The following is a 15,980-nucleotide window of genomic DNA, read 5'->3' on the forward strand; positions in this document are numbered from 1 at the left end:
TCCGGTCGGCTTTATGACAAACTCCAGCCTTGTTCTGACTCTTTCGGACGAACCATGAACGCTTCAGTCTTTGCTGCCGCACAGGCCATATCCATTGCCGGGAACGTCAGCGCCAATCTACTGCGCCACCAGTCTTTCATGCAGGCCGCTGCCGAGCAGGACGTGCAAATGCTGGTTTTTCCCGAGTTGTCACTCACCGGTTATGAGCGGGATCTGGCCGCGGAGTTGGCGATACTGCCTGACGACGCCATCTTGCAGCCACTGCGCGACCTGGCGCACGAGTTGCGTATGACCACGGTGGTCGGCATGCCGATTCGCCTGTCGGCAGGCGCGCCCGTGATGATCGGCGCCTTGATCCTGCGGGCAGATGGCTCCCTTGGGGTCTACAGCAAACAGCACTTGCACCCTGGCGAAGAGGTCGCCTTTGCGCCTGGTCATGGCGGTTCGTTGCTGGATATGGGGATGGATCGCGTCGCCTGGGCGGTGTGTGCCGATTTCTGCCACGCCAGCCATGCCGCCGCAGCCGCGGAGCGGGGCGCCACGGTGTATGCGGCGGGTGTGTTGATCACCGAAGGCGGCTACGTGCCGGACACGACCTTGCTGCAAGGTTATGCCTGGCAACACGCCATGACGGTCCTGATGGCCAATCATGGTGGCGCCACCGGGGGCTGGGAGTCAGCGGGTCGCAGCGCGATCTGGGGCCCCGGCGGTTCGCTGATCGCAGCGGCACCCGGCGTTGGTGAGTCGTTGGTTATCGCCCGTCGCAGTGGCGATGGCTGGGCCGGGCAGGTCGTGCCGCTTTGAAGAGGTTTCCATGAGTTTCCAATGGCGCCTGGCTGAGGTCGGCGACATCGATTTCGCCCGGCAACTGACTTGCCGCAACATGCTTCCCTATTATCTGCGCCATGATTTGCTGTGGCAGGACGAAGCGTTCGATCTGGCCTGGGTCATCCGCCAGAACTGGATCATCCACCGTGATGACCAGGCGCTGGGTTTTGTCAGCCTCAGCCGTGACGCTCGCGCCTTGTATATCCGCGAGCTGCAGATAGACCAGGCGTTTCGTCGGCAGGGTGCCGGAACCTGGGCGATCGGACAGGTCTGGGGAATGGTGGCACTTGAGCATCGACCGGCATTGCGCCTGACGGTCTTCAAGGATAATCCGGCCAGGGCCCTTTATGAGCGCATGGGGCTGCAGGTGGTCGGCGAAGAGGAGTGTTTCCTGAGGATGCAGCGAGACGTAGGTGCTTGAGGCTTCGAGTGTCGGGTCGAGAAGACGTGTTGTAACTTTTATCTGCCTGTTTGCGCTAGGTCTGCCGAGTGCTTTTTTGCTAAGGTGTGGGGCAACCCATACAAGACCAAAATCGTGAGGTGTCTGCTTGATTAGGGTGTTAGTGGTCGATGACCATGATCTCGTCCGTACGGGCATTACACGGATGCTGGCTGACATCGATGGCCTGCAGGTAGTTGGCCAGGCCGAGTCCGGGGAGGAATCCCTGATCAAGGCGCGTGAATTGAAACCCGACGTGGTGCTGATGGACGTCAAGATGCCGGGCATCGGCGGCCTTGAAGCCACGCGTAAACTGCTGCGCAGCCATCCTGATATCAAGGTCGTCGCGGTGACGGTGTGTGAAGAAGATCCGTTCCCGACCCGGTTGTTGCAGGCAGGTGCGGCGGGCTACCTGACCAAGGGCGCCGGCCTGAACGAGATGGTCCAGGCGATCCGCCTGGTATTTGCCGGGCAGCGCTACATCAGCCCGCAGATTGCCCAGCAATTGGCGATCAAGTCGTTCCAGCCGACCAACGACTCGCCGTTCGATGCGCTCTCCGAGCGGGAAATCCAGATTGCCTTGATGATTGTCGGTTGCCAGAAAGTCCAGATCATCTCCGACAAACTCTGCCTGTCGCCCAAGACCGTCAATACCTACCGTTACCGTATCTTCGAAAAGCTTTCGATCAGCAGTGACGTCGAGTTGACGCTGCTGGCGGTGCGTCATGGCATGGTCGATGCCAGCGCCTGATAATGACTGAACCGTTTGATCCAAGTGCCTTCCTGTCGACCTGCAGCGGCCGCCCTGGCGTGTACCGCATGTTCGACAGCGATGCGCGCCTGCTTTATGTAGGCAAGGCCAAGAACCTCAAGAAGCGCCTGGCCAGTTATTTCCGCAAGACCGGCCTCGCACCGAAGACGGCCGCCCTGGTGGGGCGTATCGCGCAAATCGAAACCACGATCACGGCCAACGAAACCGAGGCGTTGCTGCTTGAGCAGACGCTGATCAAGGAGTGGCGCCCGCCGTACAACATCCTGCTGCGCGACGACAAATCCTACCCGTACGTGTTCCTGTCCGACGGGGCGTTTCCGCGCCTGAGCATTCATCGCGGGGCCAAGAAAGCGAAGGGACGGTACTTCGGTCCTTACCCCAGCGCCGGGGCGATTCGTGAAAGCCTGAGCCTGCTGCAGAAAACCTTCTTCGTTCGCCAATGCGAAGACAGTTACTACAAGAACCGCACCCGGCCGTGCCTGCAATACCAGATCAAACGCTGCAAGGCACCGTGTGTCGGGCTGGTCGAGCCCGAAGTGTATGCCGAGGACGTGCGTCACTCCGTGATGTTCCTGGAAGGGCGCAGCAATGCGTTGACCGATGAGCTGTCGACCGCCATGGAAGAGGCTTCGATCAACCTCGAATTCGAACGCGCCGCCGAGCTTCGCGACCAGATAGGGCTGCTGCGCCGGGTCCAGGATCAGCAAAGCATGGAAGGCGGCAGCGGCGACGTCGATATCGTGGCGGCGTTCATCAACCCGGGCGGCGCCTGTGTGCACCTGATCAACGTGCGGGGCGGCCGCGTCTTGGGCAGCAAGAACTTCTTCCCCCAGGTAGGGATCGAGGAAGACGTGGCGGAAGTCATGGCCGCTTTCCTGGGGCAGTACTACATCAGCAGCCCTGAACGCGACTTGCCCAGCGAATTGATCGTCAACGTGGTCCATGAAGACTTCCCGGCCCTGATCGAGGCCATCGACAAGCTCCGCGGTCGCGAATTGACCATCAGCCACCGTGTGCGCGGAACCCGCGCGCGCTGGCAACAACTGGCCGTGACCAACGCCGAACAGGCCCTCGGTGCACGTTTGGCCAACCGCCAGCACGTTGCGGCACGCTTCGATGCCCTGGCTGACGTCCTGAATCTGGACGAGCCACCGCAGCGGCTCGAGTGCTACGACATCAGCCACTCAAGCGGCGAGGCAACCGTTGCCTCCTGCGTGGTGTTCGGCCCGGAAGGCCCGATCAAGTCCGATTACCGGCGCTACAACATCGAGGGCGTTACCCCCGGCGATGACTATGCGGCGATGCACCAGGCGTTGATGCGGCGCTTCGGCAAGATCAAGGACGGGGAGGGCAAGCTGCCGGACATCCTGCTGGTGGACGGCGGCAAAGGCCAACTGTCCATGGCCCGCGACGTGCTCAATGAATTGGCGGTCCCGGACCTGATCCTGCTCGGCGTGGCCAAGGGCGCGACGCGCAAGGCCGGTTTCGAGACCCTGTACCTGAACGACGCGGCCCATGAGTTCACCCTCAAAGGGGATTCGCCGGCCTTGCATCTGATCCAGCAGATCCGCGACGAAGCCCACCGTTTCGCTATCACCGGCCACCGTGCCCGCCGCGGCAAGACCCGCCGCACCTCAACGCTGGAAGGCGTGGCAGGGGTCGGGCCGACGCGCCGGCGCGATCTGTTGAAACATTTTGGTGGCTTGCAGGAGCTGTCTCGTGCCAGCATCGAGGAAATAGCCAAAGCACCCGGTATCAGTAAAAAGCTCGCAGAGTCGATTTATGCAAACCTGCATAGCGAGTAGAATGCCCGTCAACCTCGTAGCCAGTTGTGCCGATGAATATCCCAAACCTGATTACCGTTCTACGCGTCCTGCTCATCCCGATCTTCATTTTGCTGTTCTACTTGCCGTACCACTGGAGCTACCTGGCCTCCGCCTCGGTCTTCGCCTTCGCCGCCGCGACGGACTGGCTCGACGGCTACCTGGCCCGCCGCCTGGAGCAGAGCACGCCGTTCGGCGCGTTCCTCGACCCGGTGGCCGACAAGCTGATGGTCGCGGTGGCCCTGGTGCTGCTGGTGCAGGAACACGGCAACCTCTGGCTGACCCTGCCAGCGGCGGTGATCATCGGACGCGAAATCGTCGTCTCGGCCCTGCGCGAATGGATGGCCGAGCTGGGCGCCCGCGCCCAGGTCGCCGTGTCGAACCTCGGCAAATGGAAAACCGCCGCACAGATGCTCGCGCTGGTGATCCTGCTGGCGAATCCCTCGGACTTCAGCTTCTGGGTGCTGTTGGGTTATGCCTTGCTGCTGGTGTCCGCTGGCCTGACGCTGTGGTCGATGGTCCAATACCTGCGCGCCGCCTGGCCGCACCTGCGGACCGATGTCGATCCGAAATAAAACTTTTTTGAATCAAAGGGTTGACGGCGTGTTTTGAATCTATACAATGCGCCACACCAAGACGCGGGAATAGCTCAGTTGGTAGAGCACGACCTTGCCAAGGTCGGGGTCGCGAGTTCGAGTCTCGTTTCCCGCTCCAAGATTCAGAAAAAAGCCACTCAGATGAGTGGCTTTTTTTTTGCATGAAGGAATGCTTCAGGGTCAGATGCGCGGCGTAGAACTTTCAAGCGGTTGACGCTTTTTCGCAGGGCTTAGAGCTGTTTTTCTCATGCAGGCACGAGCATAGGCATTCGCGGAGTGCTCCTCTAATAAGTCGTTCGACAAGAAATACGCATGTCTCGTCATTTAAGTGGCGATCATCAAGCCAGTCCGGTAGGCAGTTGAGAAATTGTGTAATGGCATGCGCCGCCACGGAACCTGTGTCTTTGGCCTGGGGAGTGTCGTTGAATACGGCTGCAATAAATGCGCTTTCATATAGTTTGCGCTTGTAAACGATCCGTTGCTGCTGAGCGTCATCTAGATAGACGAAGCCATGTAGAGCCAGTCGAAAGCCGTGCGGGCACCGACGGTGCAAACACAGATGTGCGACGATTAGATTCGACAGAGATCGGACTTGAGCGGATCCTTGCCTCGCAGGTTGAACAAGCAGGTAGAGCTCTTCATAAATTTCTTCTATTAGATCGTATAGCAATGCTTGCTTGCTGGGAAAATGGTTATACAGTGAACCAGGAGCGAGGCCCACATGGCGAGCCAGTTCCCGCATGCTAACTTGACCGAATCCCTTGTTGACGAAAAGCTCTAAAGCTTGAGCACGTATAGTGTCATAACCCCTATAAGCTTCAGCCGTAGACATAAAAGCCTCGTCCCGACTTTTTGCCTAAGAAGCCCGCAGCGACAAACTCCCTAAGTAAAGGTGCGGCACGGTATTTCGGGTCACCAAAACCAGTTTGCAAGCTTTCCAGAATGGCTAGCACGGTATCCAATCCAATCAGATCGGCCAGCGCCAAAGGCCCGATCGGCTGATTGCACCCCAAGCGCATGCTGGCGTCGATTGCTTGAGCATCGCCATTTTCCTGAAGGACGAAGATGGCTTCGTTGATCATCGGAATTAGGATTCGATTGACAATGAATCCCGGGCGATTTTGAGAATGTATCGCGGTTTTTCCCAGCTGTTCGACCAATGCCTGGGCGATGAAGCAGGTAGTGTCGCTGGTCTGCAAACCGCGGATCAACTCCACCAGGCCCATGATCGGCACCGGGTTGAAGAAGTGAATCCCCATGAAGCGTTCCGGGTGCTTGATGCTCGCCGCCAGTTCTGTAATCGATAGCGATGACGTGTTGCTGGCGATCAGGCAATCCAGGCGAGCGTGGGCGTCAATCTGCTGAAGAATCTTGCGTTTGAGTGCCAAGTCCTCAGTGGCCGCTTCGATCACCATGTCCATTCCATTCAAGTTGGTGTAGTGAGTCGAGGTATGGATACGTTGCAGGGTCTCAGAGGCCTGCGCGTGGGTGAATGTTCCTTTTTCAACCTGCCGGTCGAGGTTTTTTTGCACGGTTTGCAGGCCCCGGCTGAGCACCTGTTCATTGATATCGATGAGCAATAACGTGTGGCCGGCTGCCGCACAGGTTTGGGCAATTCCACTGCCCATCGTGCCGGCGCCAATCACAGCAATGCGATGCAGCGTCATATTGACCACCTGAGTTCAGGGTTGGGGAGTGTTGGCTAGTCGCGCTTCGTGCCGATCATCACGAACAATGCGCGGGCGATTTGATCGCTCTTGTTACGCCAGGCATGGCGGGTCCCATGCTGGATGACGACCTCGCCGGGCCGGATCAGTTTTTGTTCGCCATTATCCAGCTCCAGCCAGAGTTCGCCCTGGAGCAGGATGCCGTAGTCGATGGTCGGAGTCGTGTGCATACCTGGGTGGTCCGGCTCGAAGCACTCGAACAAGCCGGGCAGGGCACGGCCCAGTTCCTCGATCATCTGTCCGACATCCGTCGGGTTCTGCATCACGGTGTCCGGCGGAAAATCATAGATTGCCAGACTGGTTTCGCCCGGCCCAGGCACCAGGGAAAGATGTCTCCGGGTAGGGTCCTGTTGCGCATCGGAAGTTCCGGTCGTTGGACCGGTGGACCACAGGTGTGCCATGGCGTGGCCGGGAATTGTTTCAAAAGAGCAAGCACGTGGTGCGGTGTCATCACTGATGAAGACAGATTGGCCTGCGGCATCCAAGGCGGTGACGATTCTTCGGATTTTCATAACATTCCCCCTCAATTCGGTGGGCGGGCATCGCGATGCCCGCCGTTGTGTTGGACGGATTTGTTAATGTCAGGGGCAGATGACGTAATTGCTGAAGCCGCCATGTCGATTTTCGATACCGGTAATCGCGTCGTTCACTTTTTCCAGGCTGAAAGCGGTGTTTTCAAAGAATGAAAGATCCAGCGTGCCAGATTCCACCATGTCCGCCATGGCTTGTCCTTGACCTGTGGTAAACCAGGCCGAACCGCTGATCTGGATGTCGTTGTCCATGATCCAGTGCAGATCGATCGGGACGTCACCGGCGATGGCACCGATGTTGACCAGATGCCCGCCGCGGTGGATGGACTTGAGGGCTTGGGTCAGGGTCTCGTGTGGCGCACCTGGACCCAGGGCATCGATCACCACATCGACTCCTTCGCCATGGGTGATTTCACTGACCCACTCGTTGGTTGGCAGCGTGCCCAGGGTGTGGATTTCAATCCGACCTGGCGCGGCGAGGTCTTTCACCCGCTGGAAGAGCTCCTGGTTGCGGGCCGTGCCGAGAATCTTACGCACGCCCATCGCCAGCGCCAGTGCCACGGCGCCCAAGCCGAGCGTGCCACTGATGCCATTGATCAGCAGGGTGGTGCCAGGCCCGACATTGGCCTTGAGCATTGCTTTGTAGGCGGTACCCAGGTAGCCCAGTCGCGCGGCCGTCTCGAAGCTGAGGTTATCGGGCAGTTTCACCAGACTGTATTGCGGCGCAGGGATGTACTCGCAAAGACCACCGTAGGGATAGTCTTCGAACATGCGCGGGCTTTTGGGCGTGAAACCGAAATAGCCATTGAAGGTGTACGCCGTGCAGGCGATGGTATTGCCCGCACGACAAGACCGGCAGGAACCGCAGTGGCGGCCTGGATTGACGTAGACCCGGTCACCAACCTTGAAGTCGTAGACCTGTTCGCCTACTGCCTCGATGACTCCCGTTGGGTCAAGGCCGAAGGTCGCCGGCAGTTTCGGCAGAGGATTTTGGGGGAACCATTTAACCCAGTTGGTCAGGATGTTATGGAGGTTGGGGACGATTCCGCAGGCCTTGATCTTGACGAGCACTTCAGTTGGACGAATGCCCGGTACGGGCAACTGCTCGATGACCATGGGTTTGCCGCCTTCATACAGGCGTGCGGCGCGCATCGTTTTTGCAGTCATGATGTTCTCCGATACTCATATTATTTTTGTCGTAGTACGTAATCCGTGGAGCGACACTTCAAAACCCTGGCATCAACGTAACCCGTCTTCGCCCTTTACTTCGGCAGCACTCAGGCCGCCCAGCCGCGCATGAATCCTGCCGCCGGTGGCCATGGCCAGGCCAAAAGCGATTTCGCCACGGCGAGGACCATCCCACACGGTCATTTCCGCCACACCGAAATGACTGCGGACATAAGCTGCCTGGATATGCCCCAGCGGAATCATCACCCGGCAACCAAGGCCACCGATAGTCTTGCCCGCTGGAACGATTGCCTTGGGGTTGCCCAATGCTTCACGCATCGCCCAGCCGCCGGCTTCGTGCCAGACCGCACCGTGCTCCAGTTCGCCGTCTTCACCAACAATTGCACCCTTGCCATAAGCCTGAACCTGCGAAGCACCGCCCAACGCCTGGATCAACTGCTCCGACAGTTGTGCGCCTAACCCCCTGAGCTCCTGCATGAAGGGCAGCAGATCATCTTCATACCTGCCGGCGTAGGGATTGGCGACCACGGCGGTGGCAACCGCAATGCGCAACGGAGCTGACGCACGCGGGCCTCCCTCGTGAAATATTTCTTCAACGTCCAGTTTGATCTTACGAACCATCACCAGCGACATGCTTGCCTCCAGAACCAAGAGCCTTATCGGACTCATTATTTTTTTTCGCGACCTTTCGCATTATGCATTTAATGATGTATGGTGCAAGAAATTAGTTTTTGTGCATAAAAATAGGAGAGGAACATGAAGCTGATTTCGTACCGCAAAGAAGGGAAGGCCCATTTTGGCGCCGTGTCAGGTGACGGGGTGATCGAGCTGACCCGTCGTTTTGCGCAGGTTCCGGACCTCGCCTCCTTTCTGGCCAATCGATTGCTGGTACAGGAGGCACACAAGATCGTCGAGACCGCCCAGGCCGATTATTCGTTTTCCAGCATTCAACTGGAGGCCGTCGTCCCTAATCCCGGCAAGGTGATCTGCGTGGGCATCAACTATGTGGCTCACGCCGAAGAGGCCGGCAGGAAGGTCGGGGAGTTTCCGGTGATATTCCAACGATTTGCCGAAACGCTACTGCCTCACGGCGAACCTCTGGTCAGGCCAAAAGTGTCGGAGCAGTTCGACTTCGAAGCGGAACTGGCCGTCGTCATTGGAAAGGGTGGCGCGCACATCGATCCGGCCGATGCCATGGACCATGTGGCGGGCTATACCTGTTTCAACGATGCCAGCGTGCGGGATTGGCAGTTCCATACGCACCAGTACGGCATGGGCAAGACATTCAGAAAAACTGGCGCACTGGGCCCCTGGATCATTCCAGCGTCGGAAATTCCCGATTACCGTAAGCTGGTGGTGCGGGGGGTTCTCAACGGCGAACAACTGCAGGAAGGCAGCCTTTCGGAGTTGGCTTTCGACATTCCTCATTTGATTTCCTACGTGTCCAAGGCACTGCCGTGGAACCCGGGCGACATCTTGGCAACCGGTACCCCGAGCGGGATTGGCTTCAAGCGTAAACCGCCGATTTTCCTGAAACCCGGCGATGTCTTCGAAGTGGTCATCACTGAAATCGGGACCCTTTCGAACGGCGTTATTGACGAAGCCTGAGCGTTGTCCTCTACACAATCATAAAAACTGGAGGTTCCACATGCCCGCATTACCAACCATCAATTTCACCCATTCCGGCGTGTTCTGCTCAGACCTGGATCGGATGGTCGATTTCTACTGCCGCATCCTGGGTTTCATCGTCAGCGACAAAGGCGTGGCCTCGACCGGGCATCGTCTGTTCTTCATGACACAGAATCCCGAACTGCACCATCAGGTCGTGCTCTTTGACGGCAAGCCCGTTGATTTGCCCTTCAACCCGATCAATCAATTGTCGTTCCTGCTCAATTCGTTGGATGACCTGAAGGCGTACTATCAATTCGCCAAAAAAAGCGGCATTGAGGGCATCGCCCAAGTGGACCACGGGAATGCCTGGTCGATTTATTTCAAGGACCCTGAAGGCAACCCCGTCGAGATGTATGTCGATACACCGTTCTATACCGCTCAGCCGTGCAAGGAACCTCTGGATCTCGAGCTACCGACCGAGGTCATTCTGGCCCAGACCGAGGCAATGTGCAGGCGCCGTCCAGAGTTCCAGACGCGCGCGCAATGGATGGACTCCATTCGCACAAAGATTGAGGAGCAGCGGGTCCGAATCGCCTGATCGTTCTGTTCGGTAAAGACGATATCTGGTTGATGAACAGGCGTCGTGATTGCATCAACCAGCACTCGCAATCGACAACTACAAGAAGCGGAGTAGACGATGGACTACGATGTCATCATTGTTGGAATGGGACCGGTGGGCGCCTTATGCGCCAATCTGGCCGGTCTGTGGGGGCTCAATGCCCTGGTGGTGGAGAAGTCCGAGACGGTCTATGCCAACCCTCGGGCCATGGGCTTTGACCATGAAGTGATGCGCGTCTTCGGAAATATCGGCTTGGCAGACAGCATTGCCGAACACGTCATGCCTTACCGCCCCTCGGAATACCGAACAACCGGTTCACAATTGATCAAGCGCATTGACGCTGCCCAGCCGCCTTTTCCACTGGGTTGGGCGCCGAACTATGTGTTTTCCCAGCCGCCGGTGGAGCGCGCACTTCGTGAAAAAATCACCGGTTTTAAGTCGGTAACCGTTGAGCTTGGCGCTGAGGTGTTGTCGGTCGACTCTGCTGAGTCCCAGGCGAATGTCCGTATCCAGGCGAAGGATGGGACCGAGCGCACGGTCACTGCCGCCCATGTGCTGGCGTGTGATGGCGGCACCAGCCCGATCCGCACCCGCCTGGGGTTGAAGATGGACGACCTGGCGTTCGACGAGCCGTGGCTGGTGGTCGATGTGATCCTTAACGAAGGGGCGGGAGAAGATCTGCCGAAGACCAACGTTCAGTTCTGCGAGTCGGCGAGGCCGTGCACCTTTGTCGTCGGCCCCGGGCGACATCGTCGCTGGGAGTTCATGATCAATCCGGATGAGCAACCTTCGGAAATCTCACAGCCTGAAATGATCAAGAAGCTGATTGCCCGTTGGCTGCCGGAGCAGGACTATCAGTTATGGCGGGCTTCGGCATACCGATTCCATGCATTGATCCTCGAGCAGTGGAAAGCCGACCGGGTCTTCTTCCTTGGAGACGCGGCCCATATGACGCCGCCATTCCTGGCACAAGGCATGTGCCAGGGGATTCGCGATGCCTTGAATCTGGTCTGGAAAATCGCTCTGGTGAAAGAGGGACTGGCCGCTCCGGATTTTCTGGAGACGTATCAGACCGAGCGGATCCCTCATGTGCGCCAGACTACCCTGGCGGCCAAGGAGTTCGGTGGTGTGATCTGCGAGCGCGACAGTGAAAGGGCCGCGAAGCGGGACGCACGGCTGATCGAACATATGGAGGAGAACCCGGGCGGGACCATCCGGCAATCGCTGATCCCCGGTCTGTCCCAAGGGTTTATCGCGCAGGTGTCTCCAGCCGGAGAGCTGTTTCCCCAGCCAATGGTGATCAACCATGCCGGCAAGCAAGCCTTGCTCGATGAATTTACCGGTCAGGCGTTTCGCGTGGTCGTTGCCCCCGGTTTCGATGCCAGCGCATTGTTGAGGTGCCTGCGTAGCAGCCAGTCGCTTAAAGGCTTGCCTATCCACGTCGTACGGTTGGTTAACCCTGAGCAATCAGGGGCTCGTGCTGTCGATGAGTACCAGGAAGTCGATGGGTTGCTAGCACAATGGCTGGAACAGCGAGGCTGTAATGTGGTGATCGTGCGGCCCGATCACTACGTGTATGGCGGGGCGGTCACGGTGGCCTGGGCGATGGAATTGCTCGAGGGCATGGAGCTTGCGCTGTGGTGCAAGCCGCCGCAGAAGCCCGCGCCGGCCCAAGGCGGTAATTGCGATAAGACGATCAGGTTCGCACAGGCTTAACGCCTGAAAGGCAACACGCCCTTCGCCTGGCACTGTTTACGAAGACAGTGCCAGGCGAAGGGTTTTTTTACATGAGGCTTATTGAAACGTGGCTTGTCGGCGCTCTATGGCTTCTACGATCCGGCCCAGGGTTTCCTGGATGTGATTGCGCAGTAAGGTGACGGCTTTCTCGGAGTCGCGAGCCAGGGCCGCTTCCATCAACTTCTGATGCTCGTTGCCCTTGTGCCGCTGGGTAATGCGCTGCTGGGCGGAAAAGCGTCGGTAGCGTTCGGCCCGATCAAACAGCGAGTCGATCATCTTCAACAGCAGGGGCGATGGACACGCCGCAAACAAGGCGAAGTGAAAGGCCTTGTGTCGGGTCGACCATTCATCATCGAGTACCAGCACACCGCTGCCGAGTTTTTTCTCGACCAGATTCAGGCGATGAAATGCCCCGAGCACATCGGCTTCCCAGGCGTCGTCGCCCTGTTGGATGGCATCGGCCAACGCCTCGCATTCCAACAGGCAGCGCATGCGCGTGATGTCGCGAAAATCAGTGACGGAAATCGGGGCAACTCTGAAGCCTTTGTTATCGCTGGCCTCAACCACACCGTCCTGGGTCAGTCGATTGAGGGCTTCACGAATCGGCGAGCTGCTGAGTCCGTAGGTCTTGGACAACTCTGCGACCTTGAGCTTTTCACCGGGGGCCAGCTCACAACAGACGATCGCTTTTTTCATCTTCGTCAACGCGACATCGATCAGCGGAACGCTGGGAGAGGGAATCATGGTCGGAGTCGTCCTTAAATTTGCACTAAACGCATTTTATGCGCAAAACAGAGTTTAGTGCAAAGACTGATTAAGCGCCTGCTGTCGATGGGGTTTTCTGCCAGGTCTTTCGGGCCACTGCCTGCTCTCCCTCCTTCTATCAACCCTCAACGCGCGTGCCCGCTTGAATCCGCTTGACTTTGATTTTGCGCAGGGATAGTTTTTGTGCACAAAGTGATGCTAAGTGCAATAAAAGCGTTTTTACGCATTGTGGCGACGCCAGCGGTATTCGCGGCCAATGCTGCGAGTGGATGACCTTTTACAAAAACAAAAAAACAGGAACATCTTCATGAAAACAGCCAACCAGCGGTTCTGCCCGTTGCCGGTCTCCAGCCTTGCTTGCGCAGTCAGCGCAACGGTACTGCTGGGCCTTTCAACCCAGGCGCAAGCGTTCCAGATCAATACCGGTAATCCCGACCTTTCGGCGACCTGGGACAACACCATCAAGTACAGCAACGCCTGGCGCGTGAACAAACTCGATCACAAGGTGGCGGTGGGCCCTGGGACCTCCAACAGCAATCCCAACCTGGACGACGGCGATCGAAATTTCGATCGCGGGCTGATTTCCAATCGTCTGGACATCCTTTCCGAATTCGACATCAAGTACAAAGACGTCGGTGCACGCCTCAGCGCGGCGTCCTGGTACGACAACGTCTACAGCCAGGACAATGACAACGATTCACCGGGCACCGCCAACTCTGTGAGTGTCGACCACGATGAATTCACCAGCGACACCCGCCGTATCCATGGCCAACGGACTGAAATCCTCGACGCGTTTATCTATGGTTCGACGGAAATCGGCACGACCTCGTTGTCCGGGCGGCTCGGGCAGTTCACCCAGATTTACGGTGAAAGCCTGTTCTTCGGCGCCAACGGCATTGCCAACGCCCAGTCCACCGTGGACCTGGTGAAGCTTCAATCAGTCCCCGGTTCCCAATTCAAAGAAATCCTGATGCCCACCAAGCAGGTGTCTGGTAACTGGCAACTGAACGACACGGTGAGTGTGGGGGCCTACTACCAATTTGAATGGAACAAGACCCGTCTGCCCGCCGCAGGCAGCTACTTCAGCGGGGCGGACTTTGTGGGTGAAGGCGGGGAGCGGGTGTTCTTCCCCACGGGTGAGTTGCGTCATGGCAAAGACAAGGAGGCGAGGGACTCCGGGCAGTTCGGCGCACAATTGAAATTCGCGGTGGAGGACTGGGAGTTCGGGCTCTACGCCGCGAAGTATCACGAAAAAACACCGGTGTTCTACTTCCGCCCGGCCGCGCTGGTGCCGGGGGCCGACGACTCGTTTATCAACGTCTATCCCGAGGACGTGAAGGTCTTCGGTGCCAGCTTCAGTACGCTGGTGGGCGAGGCCAATATTGCCGGTGAAACATCGATCAGGCTCGATACGCCCCTGGCGGGTGTCGGCGGCACCATCGTCACTGGCATGGACGCCGACAACGATTCCGACCCCGCGTATCCCATTGGTCGGTCGTGGCATGCCCAGGTATCGATGATCAATGTCTACGGCGGATCCGCGTTGTGGGACGGCGCTTCCCTGGTGGGTGAACTGGCGTTCAACCGACGGCTGAGCGTGACCAAGAACGCCGATCAACTGGACCCCAACACCACGCGCGATGCCTTCGCCATGCGCTTCACCTTTGAACCGCAGTATTTCCAGGTCTTTCCGGGCATCGACGTCCAGGCGCCGATCACCATTGGCTACAACCCGTCCGGGCGTTCTTCCGTCACGCCCCAGGCATTTGGCCCGGAGCATGGCGGCGATCTGACGCTGGGTCTCAAGGCTGATTACAAGAAGCAGTGGTACGCCTCGCTGAGCTACACCAACTTCTTTGGTGAGGCCGGGCCAGTGATCAATTCAGCTAATTCGTTTACCTACCAGCAAAACATGAAAGACCGGGATTTCGTGGCGTTTTCGATCCAGCGAACCTTTTAAGCAAAGAACAGGCGGGCCCTGATAATGATAAAAATTAAACTGCTGTTGCTGTCCACTCTGTCGATCTCACTGTCTGTCGGTACCGCGCTGGCAGCGGTCAGCCCTGACGAGGCGGCGAAGCTCAAGACCACGCTGACACCCATGGGGGCCGAAAAAGCCGGCAACGCCGATGGCTCCATTCCGGCCTGGACCGGCGGCTTGACCAAGGATGTCGCCGGGGCCAAGTTCGGCGATGTACCCGCCGATCCGTTCCCCGGCGAAAAACCGCTGTTGCAGATCAACGCCAAGAACGCTGCGCAGTACGCCGACAAGTTGAGTGAAGGTACCAAGGCCCTGCTGGCCAAGTTCCCTGACACCTTTCACCTCGATGTCTACCCGACTCACCGCAGCGCTGCGGCGCCGGACAGCGTCTATCAAAACACCTTCGCCAATGCCACCCATTGCAAGACCACCAGCAATGGTTTGTCAGTAGAGGGGTGCTACGGCGGAATTCCGTTCCCGATTCCGAAAAACGGCAATGAGGTCATCTGGAATTTCCTGCTGCGGGTTGAAGCGGAATCCATACAGATGGGCTATTCCAACATCATCGGCAACGCCGACGGGACTCGGACGCTGGCCAGCCGGGGCGTGGAGAACTGGCAGTATCCGTACTACTACAAGGACGGTGCCGCAGATAAATGGTCCGGGCAGTATGCGCTGCTGCGGTTCTTGACCAGCGAGCCGCCGTTCAAGGCTGGGGAATCACTGGTGACCCATGACAGCATCAACGCTCAGCAGCCGCGAGAGGCCTGGCAGTATCTGGTCGGCCAACGCCGTGTGCGGCGGGCGCCTACCGTGGGTTATGACACCCCGGACTTCGTCGCTTCGGGCGCCAACTATTTCGATGAGGTGCACGGCTTCATCGGTCATCCGGATCGCTACGACTGGAAACTGGTGGGCAAAAAAGAACTGTACATCCCTTATAACGACAACAAGTTCCACGCCGAAAAACGCGAAGATGCCTTTACCGCCAACCACCTCAATGCCGACAAAGTGCGCTGGGAACTTCACCGTGTCTGGGAGCTGGAAGCTACGGTGGCGCCGGGCAAACGCCACGCCGTGCCCAAGCGTCGATTCTTCATTGACGAAGACAGCTGGACCGTCTCGCTGGTGGATGGCTACGACGCCGAGGGCAAACTCTGGCGTGTCTCCCAGGTGCTGCCATTCGTGGTGCCGTCCATTCCGGCGGTGGTGGTCAAGCCTGTCGTGATCTACAACCTGCAGGCCAAGACCTACAGCGTCGTCCAGGGCCTGAACGGGGAAACCTATAGCGTGATACCGCGCAAGCCCGAAAACTTCTTCACCGGAACGTCGGTGGCATCCGGGTCGGTTCGCTGAGCCTCGCG

General features: G+C 58.2%; 16 protein-coding genes and 1 tRNA gene. 11 read left to right on the forward strand and 6 right to left on the reverse strand.

What is annotated here, in order from left to right; all coding sequences use genetic code 11:
- The first annotated feature begins 54 nt into the window (after window positions 1-54).
- The 6 genes from OC610_RS00005 to OC610_RS00030 all read left to right on the forward strand — a co-directional run bounded on the left by OC610_RS00005 (window position 55) and on the right by OC610_RS00030 (window position 4,576).
- Window positions 55-804: a carbon-nitrogen hydrolase family protein gene (locus tag OC610_RS00005; protein ID WP_264425926.1), complete on the forward strand. Its 750-nt coding sequence runs from the start codon at window positions 55-57 to the stop codon at window positions 802-804.
- 10 nt (window positions 805-814) lie between these two features.
- Window positions 815-1,249, forward strand: coding sequence for a GNAT family N-acetyltransferase (locus tag OC610_RS00010; protein WP_264425928.1), 435 nt, complete (start codon window positions 815-817; stop codon window positions 1,247-1,249).
- A 127-nt stretch (window positions 1,250-1,376) separates the two neighbouring features.
- A complete protein-coding gene (gene gacA, locus OC610_RS00015) occupies window positions 1,377-2,018 on the forward strand; it encodes a response regulator transcription factor GacA (protein WP_003200277.1) in 642 nt (213 codons plus the stop codon).
- 2 nt (window positions 2,019-2,020) lie between these two features.
- Window positions 2,021-3,844: an excinuclease ABC subunit UvrC gene (gene uvrC, locus OC610_RS00020; RefSeq protein ID WP_264425931.1), complete on the forward strand. Its 1,824-nt coding sequence runs from the start codon at window positions 2,021-2,023 to the stop codon at window positions 3,842-3,844.
- Between the two features lie 32 nt (window positions 3,845-3,876).
- Window positions 3,877-4,437, forward strand: a complete 561-nt coding sequence (pgsA, locus tag OC610_RS00025) for a CDP-diacylglycerol--glycerol-3-phosphate 3-phosphatidyltransferase (RefSeq protein WP_181286221.1) — start codon at window positions 3,877-3,879, stop codon at window positions 4,435-4,437.
- A gap of 63 nt (window positions 4,438-4,500) precedes the next feature.
- Window positions 4,501-4,576 (forward strand) — tRNA-Gly (locus OC610_RS00030).
- Between the two features lie 84 nt (window positions 4,577-4,660).
- Here OC610_RS00030 and OC610_RS00035 read toward each other — a convergent pair.
- From OC610_RS00035 to OC610_RS00055, 5 genes are all read right to left on the reverse strand, one after another.
- Entirely contained in the window at window positions 4,661-5,290 is a 630-nt protein-coding gene (locus OC610_RS00035; RefSeq protein ID WP_264425933.1) for a TetR/AcrR family transcriptional regulator, read from the reverse strand.
- On the reverse strand, window positions 5,277-6,125 hold the full coding sequence (locus OC610_RS00040; protein WP_264425934.1) for a 3-hydroxybutyryl-CoA dehydrogenase: 849 nt from the start codon (window positions 6,123-6,125) through the stop codon (window positions 5,277-5,279). Before OC610_RS00040 ends, OC610_RS00035 begins: the two co-directional genes overlap by 14 nt.
- A 35-nt stretch (window positions 6,126-6,160) precedes the next feature.
- Entirely contained in the window at window positions 6,161-6,697 is a 537-nt protein-coding gene (locus OC610_RS00045) for a cupin domain-containing protein (protein ID WP_264425935.1), read from the reverse strand.
- 69 nt (window positions 6,698-6,766) lie between these two features.
- Window positions 6,767-7,882, reverse strand: a complete 1,116-nt coding sequence (locus OC610_RS00050) for an alcohol dehydrogenase catalytic domain-containing protein (RefSeq protein ID WP_264425936.1) — start codon at window positions 7,880-7,882, stop codon at window positions 6,767-6,769.
- A 72-nt stretch (window positions 7,883-7,954) separates the two neighbouring features.
- Window positions 7,955-8,536: an amino acid synthesis family protein gene (locus OC610_RS00055; protein ID WP_041020394.1), complete on the reverse strand. Its 582-nt coding sequence runs from the start codon at window positions 8,534-8,536 to the stop codon at window positions 7,955-7,957.
- 123 nt (window positions 8,537-8,659) lie between these two features.
- Between OC610_RS00055 and OC610_RS00060 the strand changes: the two genes are divergently transcribed.
- The 3 genes from OC610_RS00060 to OC610_RS00070 all read left to right on the forward strand — a co-directional run bounded on the left by OC610_RS00060 (window position 8,660) and on the right by OC610_RS00070 (window position 11,849).
- Window positions 8,660-9,511: a fumarylacetoacetate hydrolase family protein gene (locus OC610_RS00060; RefSeq protein WP_264425937.1), complete on the forward strand. Its 852-nt coding sequence runs from the start codon at window positions 8,660-8,662 to the stop codon at window positions 9,509-9,511.
- Window positions 9,512-9,551: 40 nt separating this feature from the next.
- Window positions 9,552-10,112 (forward strand): VOC family protein, encoded by a 561-nt coding sequence (locus tag OC610_RS00065; protein ID WP_041020396.1) that lies wholly within the window; start codon window positions 9,552-9,554, stop codon window positions 10,110-10,112.
- Window positions 10,113-10,211: 99 nt separating this feature from the next.
- On the forward strand, window positions 10,212-11,849 hold the full coding sequence (locus OC610_RS00070) for a bifunctional 3-(3-hydroxy-phenyl)propionate/3-hydroxycinnamic acid hydroxylase (protein ID WP_264425938.1): 1,638 nt from the start codon (window positions 10,212-10,214) through the stop codon (window positions 11,847-11,849).
- A 78-nt stretch (window positions 11,850-11,927) separates the two neighbouring features.
- Here the strand turns inward: OC610_RS00070 and OC610_RS00075 are convergent, their stop codons facing one another.
- Window positions 11,928-12,614, reverse strand: coding sequence for a GntR family transcriptional regulator (locus OC610_RS00075; protein ID WP_095962596.1), 687 nt, complete (start codon window positions 12,612-12,614; stop codon window positions 11,928-11,930).
- Between the two features lie 328 nt (window positions 12,615-12,942).
- Here OC610_RS00075 and OC610_RS00080 point away from each other — a divergent pair, with 328 nt between their 5' ends.
- A complete protein-coding gene (locus OC610_RS00080) occupies window positions 12,943-14,595 on the forward strand; it encodes a DUF1302 domain-containing protein (protein WP_264425939.1) in 1,653 nt (550 codons plus the stop codon).
- A gap of 24 nt (window positions 14,596-14,619) precedes the next feature.
- On the forward strand, window positions 14,620-15,972 hold the full coding sequence (locus OC610_RS00085) for a DUF1329 domain-containing protein (protein WP_264425940.1): 1,353 nt from the start codon (window positions 14,620-14,622) through the stop codon (window positions 15,970-15,972).
- The last annotated feature ends 8 nt before the right edge of the window (window positions 15,973-15,980 follow it).

The sequence above is a fragment of the Pseudomonas agronomica genome (assembly GCF_025917275.1).
GTDB classification, from domain to species: Bacteria; Pseudomonadota; Gammaproteobacteria; order Pseudomonadales; family Pseudomonadaceae; genus Aquipseudomonas; species Aquipseudomonas agronomica.

What these genes read in the sequence shown, in the direction of transcription:
- OC610_RS00005 (WP_264425926.1), top strand. Translation starts at nt 55, where the DNA reads ATGAACGCTTCAGTCTTTGCTGCCGCACAGGCCATATCCATTGCCGGG.
- OC610_RS00010 (WP_264425928.1), top strand. Translation starts at nt 815, where the DNA reads ATGAGTTTCCAATGGCGCCTGGCTGAGGTCGGCGACATCGATTTCGCC.
- uvrC (WP_264425931.1), top strand. Translation starts at nt 2,021, where the DNA reads ATGACTGAACCGTTTGATCCAAGTGCCTTCCTGTCGACCTGCAGCGGC.
- pgsA (WP_181286221.1), top strand. Translation starts at nt 3,877, where the DNA reads ATGAATATCCCAAACCTGATTACCGTTCTACGCGTCCTGCTCATCCCG.
- OC610_RS00035 (WP_264425933.1), bottom strand. Translation starts at nt 5,290, where the DNA reads ATGTCTACGGCTGAAGCTTATAGGGGTTATGACACTATACGTGCTCAA.
- OC610_RS00040 (WP_264425934.1), bottom strand. Translation starts at nt 6,125, where the DNA reads ATGACGCTGCATCGCATTGCTGTGATTGGCGCCGGCACGATGGGCAGT.
- OC610_RS00045 (WP_264425935.1), bottom strand. Translation starts at nt 6,697, where the DNA reads ATGAAAATCCGAAGAATCGTCACCGCCTTGGATGCCGCAGGCCAATCT.
- OC610_RS00050 (WP_264425936.1), bottom strand. Translation starts at nt 7,882, where the DNA reads ATGACTGCAAAAACGATGCGCGCCGCACGCCTGTATGAAGGCGGCAAA.
- OC610_RS00055 (WP_041020394.1), bottom strand. Translation starts at nt 8,536, where the DNA reads ATGTCGCTGGTGATGGTTCGTAAGATCAAACTGGACGTTGAAGAAATA.
- OC610_RS00060 (WP_264425937.1), top strand. Translation starts at nt 8,660, where the DNA reads ATGAAGCTGATTTCGTACCGCAAAGAAGGGAAGGCCCATTTTGGCGCC.
- OC610_RS00065 (WP_041020396.1), top strand. Translation starts at nt 9,552, where the DNA reads ATGCCCGCATTACCAACCATCAATTTCACCCATTCCGGCGTGTTCTGC.
- OC610_RS00070 (WP_264425938.1), top strand. Translation starts at nt 10,212, where the DNA reads ATGGACTACGATGTCATCATTGTTGGAATGGGACCGGTGGGCGCCTTA.
- OC610_RS00075 (WP_095962596.1), bottom strand. Translation starts at nt 12,614, where the DNA reads ATGATTCCCTCTCCCAGCGTTCCGCTGATCGATGTCGCGTTGACGAAG.
- OC610_RS00080 (WP_264425939.1), top strand. Translation starts at nt 12,943, where the DNA reads ATGAAAACAGCCAACCAGCGGTTCTGCCCGTTGCCGGTCTCCAGCCTT.
- OC610_RS00085 (WP_264425940.1), top strand. Translation starts at nt 14,620, where the DNA reads ATGATAAAAATTAAACTGCTGTTGCTGTCCACTCTGTCGATCTCACTG.